This is a genomic window from Erwinia sp. MYb416, assembly GCF_037479575.1.
GTDB lineage: Bacteria > Pseudomonadota > Gammaproteobacteria > Enterobacterales > Enterobacteriaceae > Erwinia > Erwinia rhapontici.
In genome coordinates this window covers 1,687,390-1,704,829 of sequence record NZ_JBBGYT010000438.1, presented here as the reverse complement: position 1 = coordinate 1,704,829, position 17,440 = coordinate 1,687,390, and the positions used below count along the sequence as shown (strand labels likewise).

Here is a 17,440-nt window from a genome sequence, read left to right as displayed (position 1 = left end):
CTTAGGTGTCCGTCATTTGTCTTCTTCATCTCCGCAGGTCTATCAAGTAGAATTTAATGCTTAATAGCCTTTCTATTTTGGGAAGTTTCCATTGAGAACTAGAAAACCAAGAGAATGGCTGGTCGATGCTAACAAGCTCTGGGTTGTTTTATTGAAAGAAATCTATAATAAAAAACCCTATTACATACTTACCGCCTACCCCATAAAGTGATGATCATGGAAAAATATGAAACGATAAAAGTGTTTCTGACAACCTTCTTAGGCAACGATGCGGATGCCTACGGAGAAAACTATCCTGAGATCGTTGACGCTGCAACTGAATTGGTTACCGGATTGAAATCAGATCTTCAGAACGAAGCCTCTGAATTCATCCGTGAGTTCTCAAATAATGAAACAGCCAGGTTGTATCTTAATAATCTCACCCAGGGAGATATCGGTGATGTGTCTTTTTTACGCCCTTCTCCTCTTGAATTCGTTTCCTGGCTTGCCATTTACTTAAAGGAAAAAGAGATCGAGTAACAGCATGCCCGCTGCCTGGCAGGCGCTCATGGAACATGGCCTCAAGCATTTCGACAATCAGCGTTACGCAGTGACCGCCAGGATCCAGCTCGGGATCAAAGACTGACAAAGTCATTCCGCAACATAAAGGATTAAGCAGCAGCTGTGCGCAGATATTTTCCAGCCAAAGACGATCAATACCCGGACTACCGGGGGAGTCCACCGCGGGCATAACCACCTGATCAAGGACATCGATATCGATATCGATATCGAAATGGATCCAGAAACGCTGCGCGGGCCGGGCACCCAGCATATTATCGATTTGCTGGGTGATGGCGTCAGGCCCGAGCAGGTTCGCAGCAAAAACATCTATGCAGGTGATATCCGTCTCGGCAATATCTGGCCAGGCAAAATCATCATCCCGGCATTCCCGTTCACCCAGCGGTACTGCCCCCAAAAACCCACTTCCGCAATGTATTCCTGATCCTGACCATCCGCGTTCACGTCTAGCGTTTTACGCATTCCCATAGACAGGACATTGCATTCATTACTGACCTTTAACTTGTGTGAGCCGTTATTCAGGTACGCCGTCACAAACTGGTTTTGACGCAACAAAGCTACGTCTCTGTCGTCTATCGATACCAGGAACTTACACAGACCGCCACTGCCACCACCAATAAATTGTTTATTTCTTGTTACGGTGACTTTCGTCTGAGCAACACCCGGTTGGGGAGTAACAATCTGACTATCGAGTATTTTTTCAGCAGGCCCGTGAGGCCGTGCACAACCAGCAAGAGTTAAAACAGCAACAACTAACAGCAACTTCTTCATATCCCTATCCCATCAGTAAAGTTCGGAACAATCCTAAAGAAAAAGTGATGCAATGGGAAGCGAAACGGCTATCTCACCGGGTGAAAATTCTCGCAAATTCAGGCAGATGACTTTCACCTTTTCTGTAAAATTTCGAGGCGAGCATATCACCTCTATCATGTAGCCAAATTCAGTGAGCAACTCAAGCTCTCACCTCACTTTGTGCGGGAGCTGTTAGTAGAAAAAAAAGCCACCTAATGGCAGCCTTTGAGAAACATGTCAGTTCAAGGGATGAAGCACTAATTGTATCATTGCTGCATACGACTCATTTTTCGTTTGTGCGAGTAAACTGAGGAGTTCTGTCTTCTCCTTTTGAGAAATACCTGGTTCATCACTAGCTTTTATTTCAATCACATATTTTTGACTTATGGATAAATAATTTACGGCACTAGCTACAAACTCTGCTGATGCCTCCCGCAGATCTTTTATCCATACAAGCCTGTTTGAAGCAATTATTTGAGCCTTTCTGCTTTCTTCTGCTAATTTAATCTGCGTATCTCTGCTGTGTTCAATATCCCTCAGTTGCACCTCTCTATCTTCTCGAAGAGTTTTATTGCTGTTTTTAATTGACCACCATGCAATTAAAGCTGGTATCGCGGCAGCGATGAATGCACCAGCTACGCTGGCGGCAATAGTATCCCAGCCAAATCCACTATCGGTTGTCACATCAATGTGTGGTATTTTTTCAATTAATAAACCCATATTTCCGGCGAGCGGATATGGAATACCTTGCCAAGCCATAACACCTCCTTTTTTGTGAGGTATCATAACAAAAAAACGCCAAGGCGAGGGAGCGCATACCTCGTTCAGATGGGAATTGTTGGGGATGGTGGAGCGATGAAAGGCGGCAAGGCCCAGTGTGGTTTACCAAAGGTAAACATCATGAAGGATTTCAGAATTCTGAGATTACCCACTGGATGCCGCTGCCAGAAGTGCCAGCGCCGTGAGGTGCTCAGTGTACGATTGACTGATTTACTTAGAGTTTCAAAATAACCAAAACGCTTCTTGATACGCTACGCGACGATAATGAAGAGGTTAACCCCAATAATAGCTCTAAAATGTGCGAACGGTGGGACGACATTAATGACAGCCACGCCCGCCGCAGTGGTCAAGGCAGTTGCTGATGAGCTGATTAATCTGCGCACAACCAATCGGCTTATACGCGAGAAGCGCATTGCTGAACCCGCCCGGTTTCCATGAACAGCGCTCATTATCAGAACGCTTATACCGGGATCAGGGTATCGATACACAGACTCTTTTGGGCCATAAAAGCAGGTCAATGACTGATAAATATAATGATGATCGGGGTAAGGAATGGAAGGTCATGGCAGTATAAAACTGCCGGGTTTTGCAGAAGAGTTTTGCAGGGGTTTTGCAGAAGAGCTTTTCACCCCCACATTTTCCCTCACTCACCCATACGCCCAATCCATCGTAAGCATCAGAATTGGCGTGGTAATTGCCGAAAAAAGCGTGGTCAAAAGCATGCTCGTCGCCGCAGGCCCCGTCAGCGCGTTAAACTGCTGCGACATTAGATACACGTTCACGCCCACGGCCATGGAGGCCAGCAGTACCACCACTTTACTTTCCATCGGCGGCAGCCCAATCATCCAGGCCCGGCCCCACACGACCAGGGGTTGCACGATCAGCTTAATGGCGCTCAGCGCATAGCTGATGGCCAGCCCTTCTTTAATCCGGTAACTCGCCAGACTCATGCCCAGTGCCACCAGCGCCAACGGCACGGCGATCTGCCCCAGCATGGTCACGGGCTGATCAACGAAGACAGGCAATGGCAGCCCGGTCAGGCTGAACAAGGTGCCGGAAAGGATGCCGATAATCAGGGGGTTTTTCAGTACGCTGAGCGCGGTATTGCCGAAGCCCTTCAGGTTGAGTGCCCCGTGCCTGAACCACTCCACCGAAATGGTGGCCAGCGTCCAGAGAATTAAGCCGTTAAACACCAGCACCAGCGCAACGGAGGGGATCGCCTCGTCACCCAGCATCACGCGGGCAATGGGCAGGCCCAGCAGCACATTATTGGAGAAAATCCCGCCGAGGGCAAACACCGAACCGGCCACGCCATCAAGCTTAAACACCTTAGATGCCACAATCCGGCCAATGATAAACACCAGCAGACAGCCGCCGAAAAAGGCAATCAGCAGGCGGGCATCCACCGACGGCCCATCACTGAAGTCGCACATCAGGCGAAACAGCATGGCAGGCAGCGCCACGCGGAACACCAGCCGGTTAATGGCGCTGGTGATACTCTCCGGCCACTGACGCCAGCGCACCAGCAGCCATCCCAGAGCGATCAGCACAAACAGCGGCATGGAAATAAAGATCTGATGAAGCAGCGTGGTCAATAACGACATGGATTATCCGTCAGGGCCGGGAAGTTTCCCGGCCAGCATAGCGCAAGTAAAATAGCCTGACAGGCCAGGCCCTAAATCAGTCTGCTGGCACGCAGCTCCGCTTTCAGGTAGGCGTAATAGACCGGGGCGGCCACCACGCCGGCCAGGCCAAAGGCCGATTCAAACACCAGCATCGCTAACAGGATCTCCCAGGTTTTGGCGCTGATGCGGCTGCCAAAAATCCGCGCGTTGATAAAGTATTCCAGCTTGTGGATCAGCACGAGGTAAATCAGGGCAATCAGCGCGGCTTCCAGCGAGATTGAAAGACCGATCAGCACAATCACCGTATTGGAAATCAGATTACCGATAATCGGCAGCAGCCCGGCGATAAAGGTCAGCACCACGACGGTTTTAGCAAACGGAAAATGCAGGCCAAACATCGGCAACACGCCGAACAGGAAACCGCAGGTCAGGATGGTATTGACCAGCGACACTTTAATCTGTGCAAACACCACATTGTGAAACGCCGCCGCCAGGGTGGTTAAGCGGTCCAGCATCGCCTGCTTCAGCGGCGCTTCAGGGCGGATGCCGCTGCTGGTGCGCAGCGAGATGATCGCGCCCAGCAGCATGCCAATCAGCATGGTGGCAAAGGTATGTGCCGCACTGCGGCCAAAGGTCTGCACCACCACCAGATGTTCACGCAGCCAGGTCACTACCTGGTTCTGCAGTTCATCGATGTCCGAAGGCAGATAGCGCGTAATCACGGGCGACAGCGTGTGCTGGGCATCCTCCAGCAGTTTGCTGGCCGTGGCGTGGAAAGCGGCAGGGTTCTGGAAGTCATGCAAAAGGAAGCCGATCAGCTTGGTGATGCCGGTGACCAGCGAAAGAATAATCACCACGCTAAGAAACATAATGCTGATCCAGCGGGCAATCGGCCCTTTCACCAGACGTTCCACTAAGGGCGTCAGGGCCAGAATGGTTTCATAAACGATAAAGCCGGCAAGAAAACAGGGCAACAAACGCAGCGGGAAGATGGCGAACAGCGCAATAAAAATCAGGCCGTAGCTGGTGACCTGGCATAATTGCGCCCGATTAACGTTCCGTATTTCCATGACCAATCCTGTCTGAAGGAAAAAAATGAAGCGAATTCAGACAGTATACTATGCGGGCGCCAGATTTTGCTGAATTAACGGCGATGAGCCAGCTGTCGCACCAGGCGATCGCCCACCATCTGTACGGCCTGCACCAGCAGGATCAAAACGACCACGGTGCCAATCATCACTGGCTGATTAAAACGCTGGTAACCGTAGCGGATAGCCAGGTCCCCTAACCCGCCGCCGCCAATCACGCCTGCCATCGAAGAGAAACCAATCAGCATCACCAGCGTCAGCGTCATGCCTGCAAGCAGTGCGGGTAACGCTTCCGGCAACAGGACTTTGCTGACCACATGCCAGCCGCTACCGCCCATTGACACGATGGCTTCAATCCGTCCTTTATTGACCTCATCCAGCGCGTTTTCGACGATGCGGGCAAAAAACGGGATGGCACCAATGGTGATCGGTACGACAGCCGCACTGCTGCCCAGCGTGGTCCCGACAATGATGCGCGTCAGCGGGATCAGCGCAATCAGCAGCACCACAAACGGCAGAGAACGACCGACGTTAACCACCGCACCCAGCAGCGCATTCAGGCGCGGCAGCGGCAGAATACCGTCGTGACGCCCGACCTTCAGCAGCACACCCAGCGGCAGGCCGATCAGAAACGTAAACAGCCCGGCCAGCGCCACCATATACAGGGTTTCCAGCGTGGCCGCCGACATCAGTTCCCACAGCTCATTCAGGTCTAGGCTACCGCGCACAGGTCACCTCCGTGGATGCCATGACGTTGCAGGAAACGGTGTTCTGCCTGCGGATCGTGCAGCAATGCTTTACGCAGTACTGAGTCCGGCTGACGCAGGAGCGTGCTCAGCGCCCCGCTCTCAACGATCTTACCGCCCTCCAGCAGCGCAGCACGATCGCAAATCGCTTTCACTACCTCCAGCTGATGGGTGATCATCACGATGGTCAGACCAAACTGCTGATTAATCTGCTGTAACAGCGCCAGCACCGATGCCGTGGTCTCCACGTCGAGGGCGCTTGTCGCTTCATCGCAGAGCAGATATCCCGGCTGTGCAGCCAGCGCACGCGCAATACCGACCCGCTGCTGCTGACCACCGGAAAGCTGAGTAGGAAAGGCGTTCGCTTTATCACTCAACCCGACTAAATCCAGCAGCTCTGCCACGCGTACCCGCCGCTGTGAGGCTTTCACCCCGGCAATTTCCAGCGGTACAGCCACATTACCCGCCACGCTGCGCGAGTGCAGCAGATTGAAATGCTGAAAAATCATCCCACTGCGCTGCCGCTGCTGGCGCAAGGCGGCCTGGCTCAGGCGGGTAATGTCCTGTCCATCGACCAGTACCCGACCGGCGTCTGGGCGTTCAAGCAGATTAAGACAGCGGATCAGGGTACTTTTCCCCGCCCCGCTGCGGCCGAGAATGCCAAATATCGAACCATCGGGGATGGTCAGCGAGACATTATCCAGCGCCGGGCGCTGGTCTGGGCTGTAGCGCCGGGTGACATTCTCGATATCAATCATATTATTTCCCTGCGACCGGGATCACAGAGCCTTTATAAGTCTGCTGAATAAACTCAGCGACCTGCTTCGACTCCAGATCTTTCGCCAGCTGTTTGATGCGCGGATCATTAGCCAGTTTGGGTGTGGTGACCAGGATATTGGCATATGGGTTATTTTTGGCGCTTTCCAGGCCCAGTGCGTCTTTTGCCGGGTTCAGCCCTGCTTCCAGCGCATAGTTGCCGTTGATGATCGCCAGATCGACATCATCCAGCGAACGTGGGATCTGTGGCGACTCCACTTCAAGAATTTTCAGGTTTTTCGGGTTAGTCGCGATATCTTTCGGCGTTGCCTGGTTTTTTGCCGGATCGTTGAAGCCCGGTTTCAGGGTGATCAGCCCCTCGCTTTGCAGCAGGTAAAGTGCACGGCTCAGGTTGGTGACGTTGTTCGGAACCGCCACCGTCCCTTTGTTCGGCACGTCTTTCAGGTTTTTCACTTTATGTGAATAGATGCCGAGCGGCTCAATGTGCACCGTGGCGGCCACGGTAAAGGTCTGCCCCAGCGCTTTTTCCTGATCGCGCAGATACGGCACGTGCTGGAAATAGTTGGCATCGACATCGCCATGCGCCAGCAGTTCGTTGGCGTTGACGCCGCTGGTCAGTTCAATAATTTTGAGATCGAGTGACGGGTCAATTTTCTTCACATAGTTAAGAATTTCAGCGTGCGGCACGGCATCGGCCGCGATGCGTAGCGCCTCCGCCGCCTGAGCTGAAAAAGCCAGTGTCATGGATAACGCGATCCCTGCCAGAGAAAATGGAGCATGTTTGATCATTGCAGTTCCTTTCATTAAGCGGTGTGTTGAGGTTGTTGTTGTTGTTGTTGTTGTAATTCCTGATACCAGCGGGCTGCGACATCCGGATGGGAGCGCAACCGGCCTTTCAGATAGTTCCAGCCGACGTCACGCAGCAGCGGGTTGAGCGGATCGCTCGCCGGGCCTTGTGCCAGGCGGGCAATCTCTTCCGGCAGCGTGAAAACAGGCACCACGGCATCCAGCTGTGCGCCAAGGAAAAAGGCAATCGACAGACGGTCCTGCCCGTTGGGCGGGGATTCCACGCGGTGGACGGTAGCGCGCAGATAGCCGTTGCTGGCCAGCTCAAGCAGTTCGCCGATATTGACCACAAAAGCCCCCTGCAAAGGCAGAGCATCCACCCAGCGATCCGGCTCCACTTCCACCTGTAAACCGCGCTGCTGGTCCTGCAACAGGAAGCTGAGGAAGCCAGAATCTTTGTGTGCGCCCACGCCCTGACTGGTGGTTTCTGCCGTCTGGCCGGGGTAGCGGATCAACTTGATATGTTCGTTAGGTTTTTCGCCGTACAGCGGGTCGAAGGCATCCGGGGCCAGCTCAAGTGCCTGAGCGAAAGCGCGCAGCAGTCGCTGAGACATGGCGGTCATCTCCTGCTGCCAGTGCAGCAGCGTGGGCTTCAGTTCCGGCAGGGCTTCCGGCCACAGGTTCGGTCCCTGCAGGCGCTTCCAGCCTGCTTCACCCGATTGCAGCGCCAGCGCCGGGCGTTCAGCACCGATATCAAACTGTTCACGCCAGTCTGGCTGGCTGCGCGTCAGTTCCGATCCCGCGCGGTTATAGCCGCGAAAATGCGGAGAGTGGATCATCGATACCTGCTGCTTGTCGTCGTCCGACAGGGCGAAAAACTGACGAGACAACTGCTGTACCTTCGCCGACAGTGCTGCATCAACGCCGTGATTGATCAGGTAGAAAAAACCGACATCGCGCGCGGAGCGGCTGAGTTTATGTAAAAACGCCTGCTGCTGTTCGGCATTGCCATCCAGCTGCGAGAAGTCGAGGATCGGTAGTGAGGTGATCTGGGTCATGGTTGCTCCGTAACGGGTTCAGGACGCGCGGCGAAGGGCGCTGCCCTTCTCCTTATTGCTGTCTTATAAGAACAATATTCCGTGTTTTGAGCTGGCGGTAAAATATCAATATTGGCAATGGTTTATACATAGATGGATAACATCAATCTGCAATGCTGAATGCGTGATTGTTATTTTCGTCAGCGACGATCATCTGAAGGTGGCGGCAGAAATGAGGGGGGGGGGGGACTGGGCGGTATTTGCAGTGGGCACAAGGCTGGGCAGCTTACGCGAAAGTGACTCATGTGAGCGGACAAACTGTTGCCCGCTCACCTGTCAGGGGGATGCTGCTATCAGGCTGCGTGGGCTGCAATCTGAACCTGACGACGCCATGCGCCCGGTGACTGACCGAACTGACGTTTGAAGCTGCGGTTAAATGACTGCTGAGAATCAAAACCAAAACTGATGGCCACGTCCAGAATCGGCTCACCGCCCCTTGCGAGACGTTCAGCGGATTTTTTCAGGCGGCGTTCACGAATATATTCGCCCAGCGCATGGCCGGTGTGCTGTTTAAACATACGTTGCAGGTGCCATTTTGAGTAACCGGCACGGGCAGAAACGGTGTCTAAATCCATTTTCCCTTCAATGTGTGTATCGATCCACTTGACGAGATCGTTAATAAAATCATCATGGCTCATCGGAAATCCCCTGATTTATTGGTCACTATTTATAAATGAATGTTGGTGGTGAATGCTAAAGAGCAACTATCACGAATGCATTTAATTACGGTAAGGCAGCCATCCATTTAATGCAAGTTTTATTGTTGCATTAAGTGCGATCGTTAACGCGATCGGGGATCGTCAATTGTGGATTTTCAGAAATAAGTTAAGAAAGACAAGTCCCCCGCACGCGGTGAGTACAGGGGCTTGAGACGATGCTCAGGAGGCGCAGCGCTGATCCGGATTGATGCAGTCGCGCTGCATGATGTCACGCAGCGCATCAGCGACCGTGCGTTTAGCCAGGACATCGAGAGACGCCTGCTCGGCTTCTCTTGCCAGTTCTTTGAAATACCAGCAGGCATTTGCGCTGACCACGCACAGCGCCGGAACGTCCGGGCGCCCTGCCATCAACGGTTTATCTTCAATTACTGACGTATAAATTTCGCACAGCGTGATGCGATCGGCCGGGCGTCCAAGACGGATCGTCCCGCAGCGGCCAAGCGTCGAGATAATAATGCCGTCACGCGTCAGTGGCACCATCATTTTGCGCACAAAACTCGGGTTGGCATCTAAACCATCGGCGAGAATTTTACTGGTGCAACGTTGCCCCTCGCCATCCGCCTTGGCGATACATAACACCATTTGTAATGCGGTGGGAAAGCGAATATCAAGCATGATGTGATCCTTGCTTTTTTCTGTTCATCTGGAAACGAATCACTGCAATAAAAGCATTAAAAATCAGTCAAATATAAAACATATGAGTTTAATAATATAACAAACTTTGACACATTTATGAAGCACCCGGCTAAGCACTATGGGCTATTGACCATATCATGATGATTTGCAGGGATTTATACACGGCGCCCTGCCCGCCTGTCAGATTACTTTTTATGCTGCTCATGCAGGTAACGATAGACCACAGACAGATCTTTATCGCCATAACCCGCATCGACGGCACCCTGCCACTGGGTGGCAATGGTTTGCAGCCCAGGCATCGGTCGGTCGCCCGCCGCATCCAGCGCCAGCCTTGCGTCCTTCAGCGCCCAGGTGAGCTGCATCTGTGCCGGGTATTCCCCTGCGGCGATCATCGCCAGCTTGCCTTTCACATAGGGTGCCGCCAGCGGGCCGCCCTCCAGTACCTGCCAGAAATCATCCGGGGTGAAGCCAAATTGCTGCGCCAGCTGAGTACTCTCCGCCACGCCCTGCATCACGGAAACCAGCCAGGCGTTCGCCACCAGTTTCATTTTTGATCCCGCACCCGCTTCACCCAGCCATTTTGCGCCTTTGGAAATCGCTGCAAACACCGGTTCAATGGCGGCAGCACGCTGACGATCGCCGCTGGCCAGCACCAGTATCTGTGCCTGCTCTGCGGGGGCTTTGGTCCCGGATACCGGGGCATCCAGCAGCACCACATCCGGGCGCTGTTGGTGAATGCTGTCAATCAGCTGCTTTGTGGCGTCAACGCCGATGGTACCCATCTGGCACAGTACCGCACCCGGTTTCAGCCCCGGCAGGATCTGCGCACAGGTCTTCAGTGTGGTGGCACCATCCGAAAGCATCACGATGATCACCTCCGCATCTGCCACCGCCTGTTCCGGGGTATCACACAGCACCAGCCCGTCAGCCGTCAGATCATCACCACGTGCGCGCGTGCGGTTCCAGCCGGAAACGTGAAATGATTTTTTCAGCAGATTAGCCGCAAAAGCGTGGCCCATAGCGCCCAGTCCGAGTACCGCGACCGAAGGGTATTGATTCATAGTCACTTCCTGTCCTTGTCCTGTTTCATGATTGACTCAGGAATACCTGAGCCTTGAGAGAGTCAATCGGTAATTTTTTTGAGTGCTGCCGCGCTCTGTTCATCGTTGGGAATGTACACCAACAGACGGTCGCCGTTGCGCGGTGCAGACCACCAGTTATTCTGCCGCAGCGTGATAATGCCCACATCCGGATGGTAAAAGCGCTTTACATGATTGTCGATGGCGCGGATCTCGTAGCGCTGCCACATGGCGCGAAATTCCTCGGATTCGGACAACAGGCGTTCCAGTAATTCCTGCCAACGCGGGTCGTCGAGGTGTTCTCCCATTTGAGTACGAAACAGCGCCACCATATGCGGCATCAGCTGTTCCTGATCGGCAACCGCCTGCCGCCATTGCGGATGGGTGAAGGCCAGCAGAATACAATTACGGTCTTCTGGCGCGATGCTCTCCAGGTCGACATTCATCAGGCGGCACCATGCCGGGTTGTAACCGAGAATATCGAAGCGCGGCGTCTGGATAATGGCCGGTAGTGGGTTGAGGTGGTCGAGGAGGATCTGCCCATGCGCCGAGACCTTGGCACAGGTTTTCGCTGCCGCAGTGGCCGGCATGGGATGCCCGGCCAGCCGGTATAGGTGCTGCGTCTCGGCTTCGTTACACTGTAACGCAGTGGCAATTGCGGCCAGGGTTTTCGGCGAGGGTTTTATCTCACGCCCCTGCTCAAGCCAGGTGTACCAGGTCACGCCCACGTCCGCCAGCTGAGCCACCTCTTCACGGCGTAAGCCCGGGGTGCGACGTGAGCGATGGTGCGGCATTCCCAGCCGCGCCGGATCAATGCTTTCACGACGACTGCGTAAAAATGTGGCCAGCAGCTGACGGTTTTTTTCACTGCTGCTCAACGACAGCGGAATCTCACTCATTGGGGGGCACTCCACTCAGGCAGGTAGTGCAGGTACTATGATAATCAAGAACTGGTACCCGTTTAAGATTTCACTGATGCTATGCCCGGATACTGATTAACACAAGGGTTACGCATCATGAAAAGCGGTTTTGATTCCACCACTCTCGGCCACAGCGGTTTGATAGTGCTGTTAGCGGGTCAGCTGTTACCGATGATTGATTTTTCTATTGTCAATGTGGCGCTCGATGCCATGTCCACCACGCTGCACGCCAGCCCTATCCAACTGGAACTGATCGTCGCGATCTACGGCATCGCCTTTGCCGTCAGCCTGGCGATGGGAAGCCGGCTCGGCGATAACTTTGGCCGCCGCCGCATCTTCTGCATCGGCGTCGTGGTGTTTGCCATCGCTTCCCTGCTGTGCGGCATCACACCGGATGTGTGGACATTATTACTGGCACGCGCTCTACAGGGGATTGGTGCAGCGCTGGTCGTGCCGCAGATCTTAGCGACCCTGCATGTTACGTTGCACGGGCGCGAACATTCGCGTGCGCTCGGTTTGTACGGCGGCATTGGCGGCATGGCCTTTATCATTGGTCAGGTTTTGGGTGGTTTTCTGATTAACGCCAATCCCGGCGGTTACGGCTGGCGCAGTGTGTTTCTGATTAATATTCCCATCTGCCTGCTGGTTTTACTGATGGCACCCCGCACCATTCCTGAAACGAAAAAGCCGCAGCGCGTAGCCATCGACTGGGCTGGAACGCTGTATCTGGCCGGAAGTATTGGCTGTCTGCTGGTCGCCCTGGCGTTAGGCCCGCTACTGCACTGGTCGTGGCCCTGTATTGCCCTGCTCGCTGCTTTCCCCCTGCTCCTGAAACGCCTGTGGCAGGTAGAAGAGCGCATTGAACAACAGGGCGGCGCCCCACTGCTGCCGCCAGCGCTGATGCGGTTGTACAGCGTGCGTTTCGGCTTATCGATTGCCGTGCTGTTTTTCTCCTGCTGGAGTGGCTTCATGTTTGTGGTGGCACTGACGCTGCAATCGGGACTGGGTCTGAACGCCTTCCAGTCAGGTAATGCCTTTATTGCTCTCGGCGTGGCCTACTTTATCGGTTCATTACTGTCGACGCGGATTGTCGAGCGGCTGGGCAAAGTCAACACGCTGCTGATCGGCTGTCTGGTGCAGATGACAGGACTGCTTGCGCTGATGCTGACGTTCAACATGGACTGGCCGCAGATTGGGGTGAGAAGCCTGATCCCGGCGACGATACTGGTTGGCTTTGGGCAATCGTTTATCGTCAGCTGTTTCTTCCGCATTGGTCTGGCTGAGGTATCGAAAGATCATGCTGGTGCAGGCAGTGCGATGCTGTCGACAGTGCAGCAGGCGGCGTTCGGTCTGGGGCCGATGCTACTGGGCACCGTGTTCAGTCAGGCGCTGCACATGCAGGGTCATTACCAGCATGCGGTGCTGACTGCGCTGGCAGCGGAGTGGCTGATTATGCTGTTACTGGTGGTGCGGACGTTGATGTCACGGCGCAGAATGGCAGCCCAGACGAGCTGAAACGGCAGCACTATTAACACGCACAAATCGAATGAGGGTCAGGAGCCCGACCCCACCGTTACCGCGGTGTCGGGCGATCTTCACAAAGCGGGGCTTAACATGCGACGAACTGGGCCTCAACCTGCTGAGTCGGTCTGAAACGCAGACGATTGCCGCTCATGGTCCAGACTTCGACACTCTGTGGCGTGGAACGGATCATAGCCAGTTTGACCAGCGCGCCAAACTGGCGCAATTGATGATTAAGCGTTAACTGCCGTGCCTGAATAGTCATACCTATCCTCTCAGGTTCATGGATTGCTGTGTGGAACGTCGTATTATTTCGCTGCGCAAAATATTAGCAATTCATGCTAAACCGGTCGTTGACCACGATCAATCATTGATTACGCTATGTGATTAATCGCTGTTGAAGTAGACCGGATCCGGCATCAAAATATCGACCGGCCAATACGCTCCGCCAGCAGCTCCAGCGCGGCTGTTCCGGCCAGCGAGTTGCCTGAACCATCCAGCTCCGGCGACCAGACGGCGATGCTCATTTCCCCCGGCACCACCGCAACAATACCTCCACCGACGCCCGATTTACCCGGCATGCCAACGCGCCAGGCGAATTCGCCCGCGCCATCATACATACCACTGGTGACCATTAACGCATTGATCTGTCGCGTCTGTTTCGGCGTCAGCAGCGGTTCCTCCTGCCCCAGACCTTTGCCGTGGTTAGCAAGATAAAGGAAGCAGCGCGCCAGTTCGACACAGCTCAGCGTCATTGAGCAGTAATGAAAATAGGTTTGCAGTACCTTCGGTACATCATTGTCGAAATTACCGAAAGACTTCATCAGCCAGGCAATAGCGGCATTGCGCGCGGAATGGTCATACTCCGAACGCGCCACATAGCGATCATAGGCAATGTCCGGCTCCTGGGTCAGGCTTCTGACCACCTCCAGCATACGCTGGCGCGGCGCGGTAAGGCGGGTTTCCAGCATGTCACACACGACCAGCGCGCCGGCATTGATAAACGGATTTCGTGGTTTACCCTGCTCCAACTCGAGCTGCAACAGCGAGTTAAACGGCTGGCCGGAGGGTTCTTTGCCGACCCGCTGCCAGATTTCACTGTCCTGATAGCGCGTCAGCGCCAGCGTCAGTGACAGCACTTTGGAGATCGACTGGATGGAGAAACGCTCCTGCGCATCGCCCGCCTGATAGACGGTGCCGTCAAGCATGCAGACCGCAATACCCAGACGGTCGGCAGGCACCTCGGCCAGAGCCGGAATGTAGTCAGCCACCTTTCCCTGACCAATTAATGGCCTGACCTGCTGCAGGATGTCCGTCAACAATGCATTATCCAGAACGCTCACGTATACCTTTCCTCTGCTGCTGCCTGATGAGTTGAATTACTGCGCGATTCTGCGGCCTGGCCGCATTGGCGTCAAACATTGATGCAGATAAACGTTCAGACACTTTTACACAGGGAAATAAGCGCTCGTCATAACCCCGGCTTATATAAAAATTCTGATTTACAATTTTATTGATTTTTTTATTTCATCTGGCGAATAAATAAAAGACAATATCCCCACGTTATTCTTTGACCTGTTCTTTCGGGTTAACATTCCTTCAACACATCGCTAACTTCAATGCAATCAACTACTGTTTCCCGTAAGACCGCATGGCTACGCGTGGTCATGCTCGCTATTGCTGCGTTTATTTTCAATACCACGGAGTTTGTTCCGGTGGGCCTGCTGTCAGATATCGGTAGCAGTTTTTCCATGCAGACGGCGCAGGTCGGCCTGATGCTCACGATTTACGCGTGGGTGGTGGCGCTGATGTCACTGCCAATGATGTTGCTGACGCGTAATGTCGAGCGTCGCCTGTTGTTGATTGTGATCTTTGTGCTGTTTATTGCCAGCCATGCTCTCTCCTCGGTGGCGTGGGACTTCACGACCCTGGTGGCCTCCCGCATTGGTATTGCCTTTTCACATGCGATTTTTTGGTCCATTACCGCTTCACTGGCGATCCGTGTGGCCCCTCCGGGGAAAAAGACCCAGGCACTGAGTATGCTGGCCACGGGCACCGCGCTGGCAATGGTTCTGGGCTTGCCGATTGGCCGTATGATTGGCCAGTTGCTGGGCTGGCGCATCACGTTTGCGGTGATTGGTGTGGTGGCGCTGGTGACTATGCTGCTGCTGGTCAAACTGTTACCGAAGCTGCCAAGTGAACATACCGGATCGTTGAAAAGCGTTCCTATGCTGTTTCGCCGCCCGGCGCTGGTCGCACTGTATCTTCTGATTGCAGTAACAGTAACGGCGCACTACACCGCGTACAGTTATATTGAGCCGTTTATTCAGAGTGTGGCGTCACTGAGCGGCGGTTTCACCACGTTCCTGCTGTTAATTTTCGGCGCAGCGGGCATTGTGGGAAGTATTCTGTTCAGCATTTACGGCAATAAATATCCGGCAACCTTTTTGCTCGGCGCGATTGCATTAATTACGCTGTCGATGCTGTCACTGTATGTGTCTGCCACCCACACGCTGGCGATTTCCACGCTGTGTATTGTCTGGGGCATGGCGATGATGGTGATTGGTCTGGCCGTGCAGGTGCGCGTGCTGGCCCTGGCACCGGATGCGACCGATGTGGCGATGTCGCTGCTGTCCGGGATCTACAATATTGGTATCGGTGCGGGTGCGCTACTGGGAAATCAGGTGAGTCTCCACCTGAATATGGCAAGTGTCGGCTACGTCGGCGGTGCCATCGGGATGCTTTCGCTGTTGTGGTGTGCCATCAGCATGAAGCGTTATCCGCAGTTGCGCCTCAACGGTTGACCGGTGGCGGTCAGGATCGGGTGTTCATGCCCGCTCCTGACTGCATCACGCTCAAACGAAAAACATCACGCCTCGTCCTGGCTCTCCCCCAACGCCAGCGTCTCTTTTCTGACCCGCTCGATGTGAATCGTCAAAAACATCCGCTCCTCACTGCCCAGCGTATATTCGTAATTTTTCATCACATGACGGTCAATTTTCTCCACGCACTTATACGCATCAGGATAACGGTCGCGCACCACGTCATGCAGCGATTCATCGTCGCTATAGACACCGCGTTTCCCCAGCATACGCTGAGAAAAGAATTTCAGGTGGGTCACAAAACGGTTGTAACTCAGCGAGTCGGTCTGGTAATCCAGCTGCAGCTGATACTTAACAATATGCAGGATTTCCTGCATAAATTTGGTGATATGCATCACCGCAGGCATCTCGCTGCCCAGCTGGGCATTGACCAGGTGCAGGGCAATAAACCCCGCCTCATCTTCAGGTAAGCGCGCCTTTAAGCGCTTTTCTATAATATCCAGTGCCGCCAGCCCGACCGCATACTCTTTCGGATAAAGACTGCGAATTTCCCACTGCAACACATTACGGATCGGCAAATTCTGCTGATGACGGGTCAACGCAAAATTGACGTGGTCGGTCAGTGCAATCGCCAGGCTTTCGTGCAGCGCACACGACAACTGCTCACGTGCCAGCGCGATAATGCATTCGCTGGCAATCACCACTTCCAGCGGAATTTCGGACAAGAGTTCGCTCAGGCGCCCGGTCAGCTCCCGACTTTTCAGGGCAAAGGTTTTTTCGACCAGCGTTGGGTCCAGCTCGTCGCCACTGCGTTTTTTAAACGCCAGCCCGCGCCCCATCACCACCTGTTCATTACCCTGTTCGTCATGAACGATGACTACATTATTATTCAGAACTTTTGCTATTTTCATTTCCCTGCCTGAAACAAAAAAACCTGACAGCCGGATATGCTCCAGCGGTCAGGTTTTGCCTGCATAAATGCAGTAACAATCCAGTGATGAACACGATAAGGGATTATACGCGCGTCTCAAGTACCAGGCTGCCAATCTGTGACAGATCTCCCGGTTTGTTACGATTTGTGTCTTAACTGGCGCGTGAACACTTCGCTGCGGCCAGCTGTTGTAACTGTTCTTCGCGCTCTGTCGCCTGCTTCTGCGCCTGATGTTTCGCAATACCGTTGCCAATACCGAAGTCCATGGCGGCACCGACCACCGTCAACGCGTCAAACTCCCCTGTTTTATCGATATCCTGCTGGACCTTTTGTTGTTCAGCAAGTTGCTGCTGTACGCCCAGGCAATCCAGCTGATCGGCCTGCACGGCACTGACCGGGGGAGAATCAGGATATTGCTTCAAAGCGCAGCCACTGAGTAGCAGAGAGAGTACCAGCAGAGGGGTCAGTTTCATCATCATTACCGTTTCGGACAGAATGGCATCATTGTGCACATAACGTGCGCGATTCAATAGCGGAAGCAGCAGCGTTAACTGCTGCTTTTC

General features: G+C 53.8%; 21 protein-coding genes and 1 pseudogene. 5 read left to right on the top strand and 17 right to left on the bottom strand.

Annotated features, from left to right (window positions below; translation table 11 throughout):
• Positions 1 to 216: 216 nt before the first annotated feature.
• Entirely contained in the window at positions 217 to 519 is a 303-nt protein-coding gene (locus tag WH277_RS17680; RefSeq protein WP_339506427.1) for a hypothetical protein, read from the top strand.
• Here the strand turns inward: WH277_RS17680 and WH277_RS17675 are convergent.
• From WH277_RS17675 to WH277_RS17665, 3 genes are all read right to left on the bottom strand, one after another.
• Positions 419 to 955, bottom strand: coding sequence for an arginase family protein (locus WH277_RS17675; protein ID WP_339506090.1), 537 nt, complete (start codon positions 953 to 955; stop codon positions 419 to 421). The genes WH277_RS17680 and WH277_RS17675 overlap by 101 nt on opposite strands.
• Positions 868 to 1,329, bottom strand: coding sequence for a hypothetical protein (locus WH277_RS17670; protein ID WP_339506088.1), 462 nt, complete (start codon positions 1,327 to 1,329; stop codon positions 868 to 870). The genes WH277_RS17675 and WH277_RS17670 overlap by 88 nt, the downstream gene beginning before the upstream one ends.
• Before the next feature lie 258 nt (positions 1,330 to 1,587).
• Complete coding sequence (locus WH277_RS17665) at positions 1,588 to 2,109, bottom strand: hypothetical protein (RefSeq protein WP_339506086.1); 522 nt, start codon at positions 2,107 to 2,109, stop codon at positions 1,588 to 1,590.
• A 56-nt stretch (positions 2,110 to 2,165) separates the two neighbouring features.
• On the opposite strand from WH277_RS17665, the gene WH277_RS28765 reads away from it, so the two are divergent.
• Positions 2,166 to 2,315, top strand: a complete 150-nt coding sequence (locus WH277_RS28765; protein ID WP_200642159.1) for a DUF551 domain-containing protein — start codon at positions 2,166 to 2,168, stop codon at positions 2,313 to 2,315.
• A 236-nt stretch (positions 2,316 to 2,551) separates the two neighbouring features.
• A pseudogene (locus tag WH277_RS17660) lies at positions 2,552 to 2,704 on the top strand (integrase); the annotation flags it as partial.
• Positions 2,705 to 2,777: 73 nt separating this feature from the next.
• Here the strand turns inward: WH277_RS17660 and WH277_RS17655 are convergent.
• The 10 genes from WH277_RS17655 to WH277_RS17610 form a co-directional block, all read right to left on the bottom strand.
• The gene (locus WH277_RS17655; protein WP_339506084.1) at positions 2,778 to 3,734 is read right to left on the bottom strand and encodes an AEC family transporter; all 957 of its coding nucleotides are present in this window, start codon (positions 3,732 to 3,734) and stop codon (positions 2,778 to 2,780) included.
• A gap of 71 nt (positions 3,735 to 3,805) precedes the next feature.
• On the bottom strand, positions 3,806 to 4,825 hold the full coding sequence (locus WH277_RS17650; RefSeq protein WP_133844989.1) for an AI-2E family transporter: 1,020 nt from the start codon (positions 4,823 to 4,825) through the stop codon (positions 3,806 to 3,808).
• A 74-nt stretch (positions 4,826 to 4,899) separates the two neighbouring features.
• Positions 4,900 to 5,532, bottom strand: a complete 633-nt coding sequence (locus WH277_RS17645) for a methionine ABC transporter permease (protein WP_167864770.1) — start codon at positions 5,530 to 5,532, stop codon at positions 4,900 to 4,902.
• Between the two features lie 23 nt (positions 5,533 to 5,555).
• On the bottom strand, positions 5,556 to 6,347 hold the full coding sequence (locus WH277_RS17640; RefSeq protein WP_133844991.1) for a methionine ABC transporter ATP-binding protein: 792 nt from the start codon (positions 6,345 to 6,347) through the stop codon (positions 5,556 to 5,558).
• Between the two features lies 1 nt (position 6,348).
• Positions 6,349 to 7,155: a MetQ/NlpA family ABC transporter substrate-binding protein gene (locus tag WH277_RS17635; RefSeq protein WP_133844993.1), complete on the bottom strand. Its 807-nt coding sequence runs from the start codon at positions 7,153 to 7,155 to the stop codon at positions 6,349 to 6,351.
• A gap of 14 nt (positions 7,156 to 7,169) precedes the next feature.
• Complete coding sequence (locus tag WH277_RS17630; protein WP_339506078.1) at positions 7,170 to 8,210, bottom strand: isopenicillin N synthase family dioxygenase; 1,041 nt, start codon at positions 8,208 to 8,210, stop codon at positions 7,170 to 7,172.
• Positions 8,211 to 8,542: 332 nt separating this feature from the next.
• Positions 8,543 to 8,887 (bottom strand): helix-turn-helix domain-containing protein, encoded by a 345-nt coding sequence (locus WH277_RS17625; protein ID WP_133844997.1) that lies wholly within the window; start codon positions 8,885 to 8,887, stop codon positions 8,543 to 8,545.
• Positions 8,888 to 9,127: 240 nt separating this feature from the next.
• On the bottom strand, positions 9,128 to 9,583 hold the full coding sequence (locus WH277_RS17620; RefSeq protein ID WP_133845000.1) for an RrF2 family transcriptional regulator: 456 nt from the start codon (positions 9,581 to 9,583) through the stop codon (positions 9,128 to 9,130).
• A gap of 206 nt (positions 9,584 to 9,789) precedes the next feature.
• A complete protein-coding gene (locus WH277_RS17615; RefSeq protein WP_339506073.1) occupies positions 9,790 to 10,665 on the bottom strand; it encodes an NAD(P)-dependent oxidoreductase in 876 nt (291 codons plus the stop codon).
• A gap of 62 nt (positions 10,666 to 10,727) precedes the next feature.
• Complete coding sequence (locus tag WH277_RS17610; RefSeq protein WP_212814304.1) at positions 10,728 to 11,582, bottom strand: helix-turn-helix transcriptional regulator; 855 nt, start codon at positions 11,580 to 11,582, stop codon at positions 10,728 to 10,730.
• Positions 11,583 to 11,699: 117 nt separating this feature from the next.
• On the opposite strand from WH277_RS17610, the gene WH277_RS17605 reads away from it, so the two are divergent.
• Positions 11,700 to 13,118, top strand: a complete 1,419-nt coding sequence (locus WH277_RS17605; protein ID WP_159337158.1) for an MFS transporter — start codon at positions 11,700 to 11,702, stop codon at positions 13,116 to 13,118.
• A 94-nt stretch (positions 13,119 to 13,212) separates the two neighbouring features.
• On the opposite strand, the gene WH277_RS17600 is transcribed toward WH277_RS17605, so the two are convergent.
• Positions 13,213 to 13,389 (bottom strand): hypothetical protein, encoded by a 177-nt coding sequence (locus WH277_RS17600; RefSeq protein WP_159337159.1) that lies wholly within the window; start codon positions 13,387 to 13,389, stop codon positions 13,213 to 13,215.
• Between the two features lie 154 nt (positions 13,390 to 13,543).
• A complete protein-coding gene (glsB, locus tag WH277_RS17595; protein WP_133845007.1) occupies positions 13,544 to 14,467 on the bottom strand; it encodes a glutaminase B in 924 nt (307 codons plus the stop codon).
• Positions 14,468 to 14,743: 276 nt separating this feature from the next.
• On the opposite strand from glsB, the gene WH277_RS17590 reads away from it, so the two are divergent.
• Positions 14,744 to 15,928, top strand: coding sequence for a sugar transporter (locus WH277_RS17590; RefSeq protein WP_133845009.1), 1,185 nt, complete (start codon positions 14,744 to 14,746; stop codon positions 15,926 to 15,928).
• Between the two features lie 65 nt (positions 15,929 to 15,993).
• Here WH277_RS17590 and licT read toward each other — a convergent pair whose 3' ends face one another.
• Entirely contained in the window at positions 15,994 to 16,857 is an 864-nt protein-coding gene (gene licT, locus WH277_RS17585) for a BglG family transcription antiterminator LicT (RefSeq protein ID WP_133845010.1), read from the bottom strand.
• Positions 16,858 to 17,029: 172 nt separating this feature from the next.
• Positions 17,030 to 17,353 (bottom strand): hypothetical protein, encoded by a 324-nt coding sequence (locus WH277_RS17580; RefSeq protein WP_212814453.1) that lies wholly within the window; start codon positions 17,351 to 17,353, stop codon positions 17,030 to 17,032.
• Positions 17,354 to 17,440 lie beyond the last annotated feature (87 nt).

What these genes read in the sequence shown, in the direction of transcription:
- WH277_RS17650 (WP_133844989.1), bottom strand. Translation starts at nt 4,825, where the DNA reads ATGGAAATACGGAACGTTAATCGGGCGCAATTATGCCAGGTCACCAGC.
- WH277_RS17670 (WP_339506088.1), bottom strand. Translation starts at nt 1,329, where the DNA reads ATGAAGAAGTTGCTGTTAGTTGTTGCTGTTTTAACTCTTGCTGGTTGT.
- licT (WP_133845010.1), bottom strand. Translation starts at nt 16,857, where the DNA reads ATGAAAATAGCAAAAGTTCTGAATAATAATGTAGTCATCGTTCATGAC.
- WH277_RS17625 (WP_133844997.1), bottom strand. Translation starts at nt 8,887, where the DNA reads ATGAGCCATGATGATTTTATTAACGATCTCGTCAAGTGGATCGATACA.
- WH277_RS17580 (WP_212814453.1), bottom strand. Translation starts at nt 17,353, where the DNA reads ATGATGAAACTGACCCCTCTGCTGGTACTCTCTCTGCTACTCAGTGGC.
- WH277_RS17610 (WP_212814304.1), bottom strand. Translation starts at nt 11,582, where the DNA reads ATGAGTGAGATTCCGCTGTCGTTGAGCAGCAGTGAAAAAAACCGTCAG.
- WH277_RS17640 (WP_133844991.1), bottom strand. Translation starts at nt 6,347, where the DNA reads ATGATTGATATCGAGAATGTCACCCGGCGCTACAGCCCAGACCAGCGC.
- WH277_RS17680 (WP_339506427.1), top strand. Translation starts at nt 217, where the DNA reads ATGGAAAAATATGAAACGATAAAAGTGTTTCTGACAACCTTCTTAGGC.
- WH277_RS17590 (WP_133845009.1), top strand. Translation starts at nt 14,744, where the DNA reads ATGCAATCAACTACTGTTTCCCGTAAGACCGCATGGCTACGCGTGGTC.
- WH277_RS17645 (WP_167864770.1), bottom strand. Translation starts at nt 5,532, where the DNA reads ATGTCGGCGGCCACGCTGGAAACCCTGTATATGGTGGCGCTGGCCGGG.
- WH277_RS17620 (WP_133845000.1), bottom strand. Translation starts at nt 9,583, where the DNA reads ATGCTTGATATTCGCTTTCCCACCGCATTACAAATGGTGTTATGTATC.
- WH277_RS17600 (WP_159337159.1), bottom strand. Translation starts at nt 13,389, where the DNA reads ATGACTATTCAGGCACGGCAGTTAACGCTTAATCATCAATTGCGCCAG.
- WH277_RS17605 (WP_159337158.1), top strand. Translation starts at nt 11,700, where the DNA reads ATGAAAAGCGGTTTTGATTCCACCACTCTCGGCCACAGCGGTTTGATA.
- WH277_RS17665 (WP_339506086.1), bottom strand. Translation starts at nt 2,109, where the DNA reads ATGGCTTGGCAAGGTATTCCATATCCGCTCGCCGGAAATATGGGTTTA.
- WH277_RS17615 (WP_339506073.1), bottom strand. Translation starts at nt 10,665, where the DNA reads ATGAATCAATACCCTTCGGTCGCGGTACTCGGACTGGGCGCTATGGGC.
- WH277_RS17635 (WP_133844993.1), bottom strand. Translation starts at nt 7,155, where the DNA reads ATGATCAAACATGCTCCATTTTCTCTGGCAGGGATCGCGTTATCCATG.
- WH277_RS17630 (WP_339506078.1), bottom strand. Translation starts at nt 8,210, where the DNA reads ATGACCCAGATCACCTCACTACCGATCCTCGACTTCTCGCAGCTGGAT.
- WH277_RS17655 (WP_339506084.1), bottom strand. Translation starts at nt 3,734, where the DNA reads ATGTCGTTATTGACCACGCTGCTTCATCAGATCTTTATTTCCATGCCG.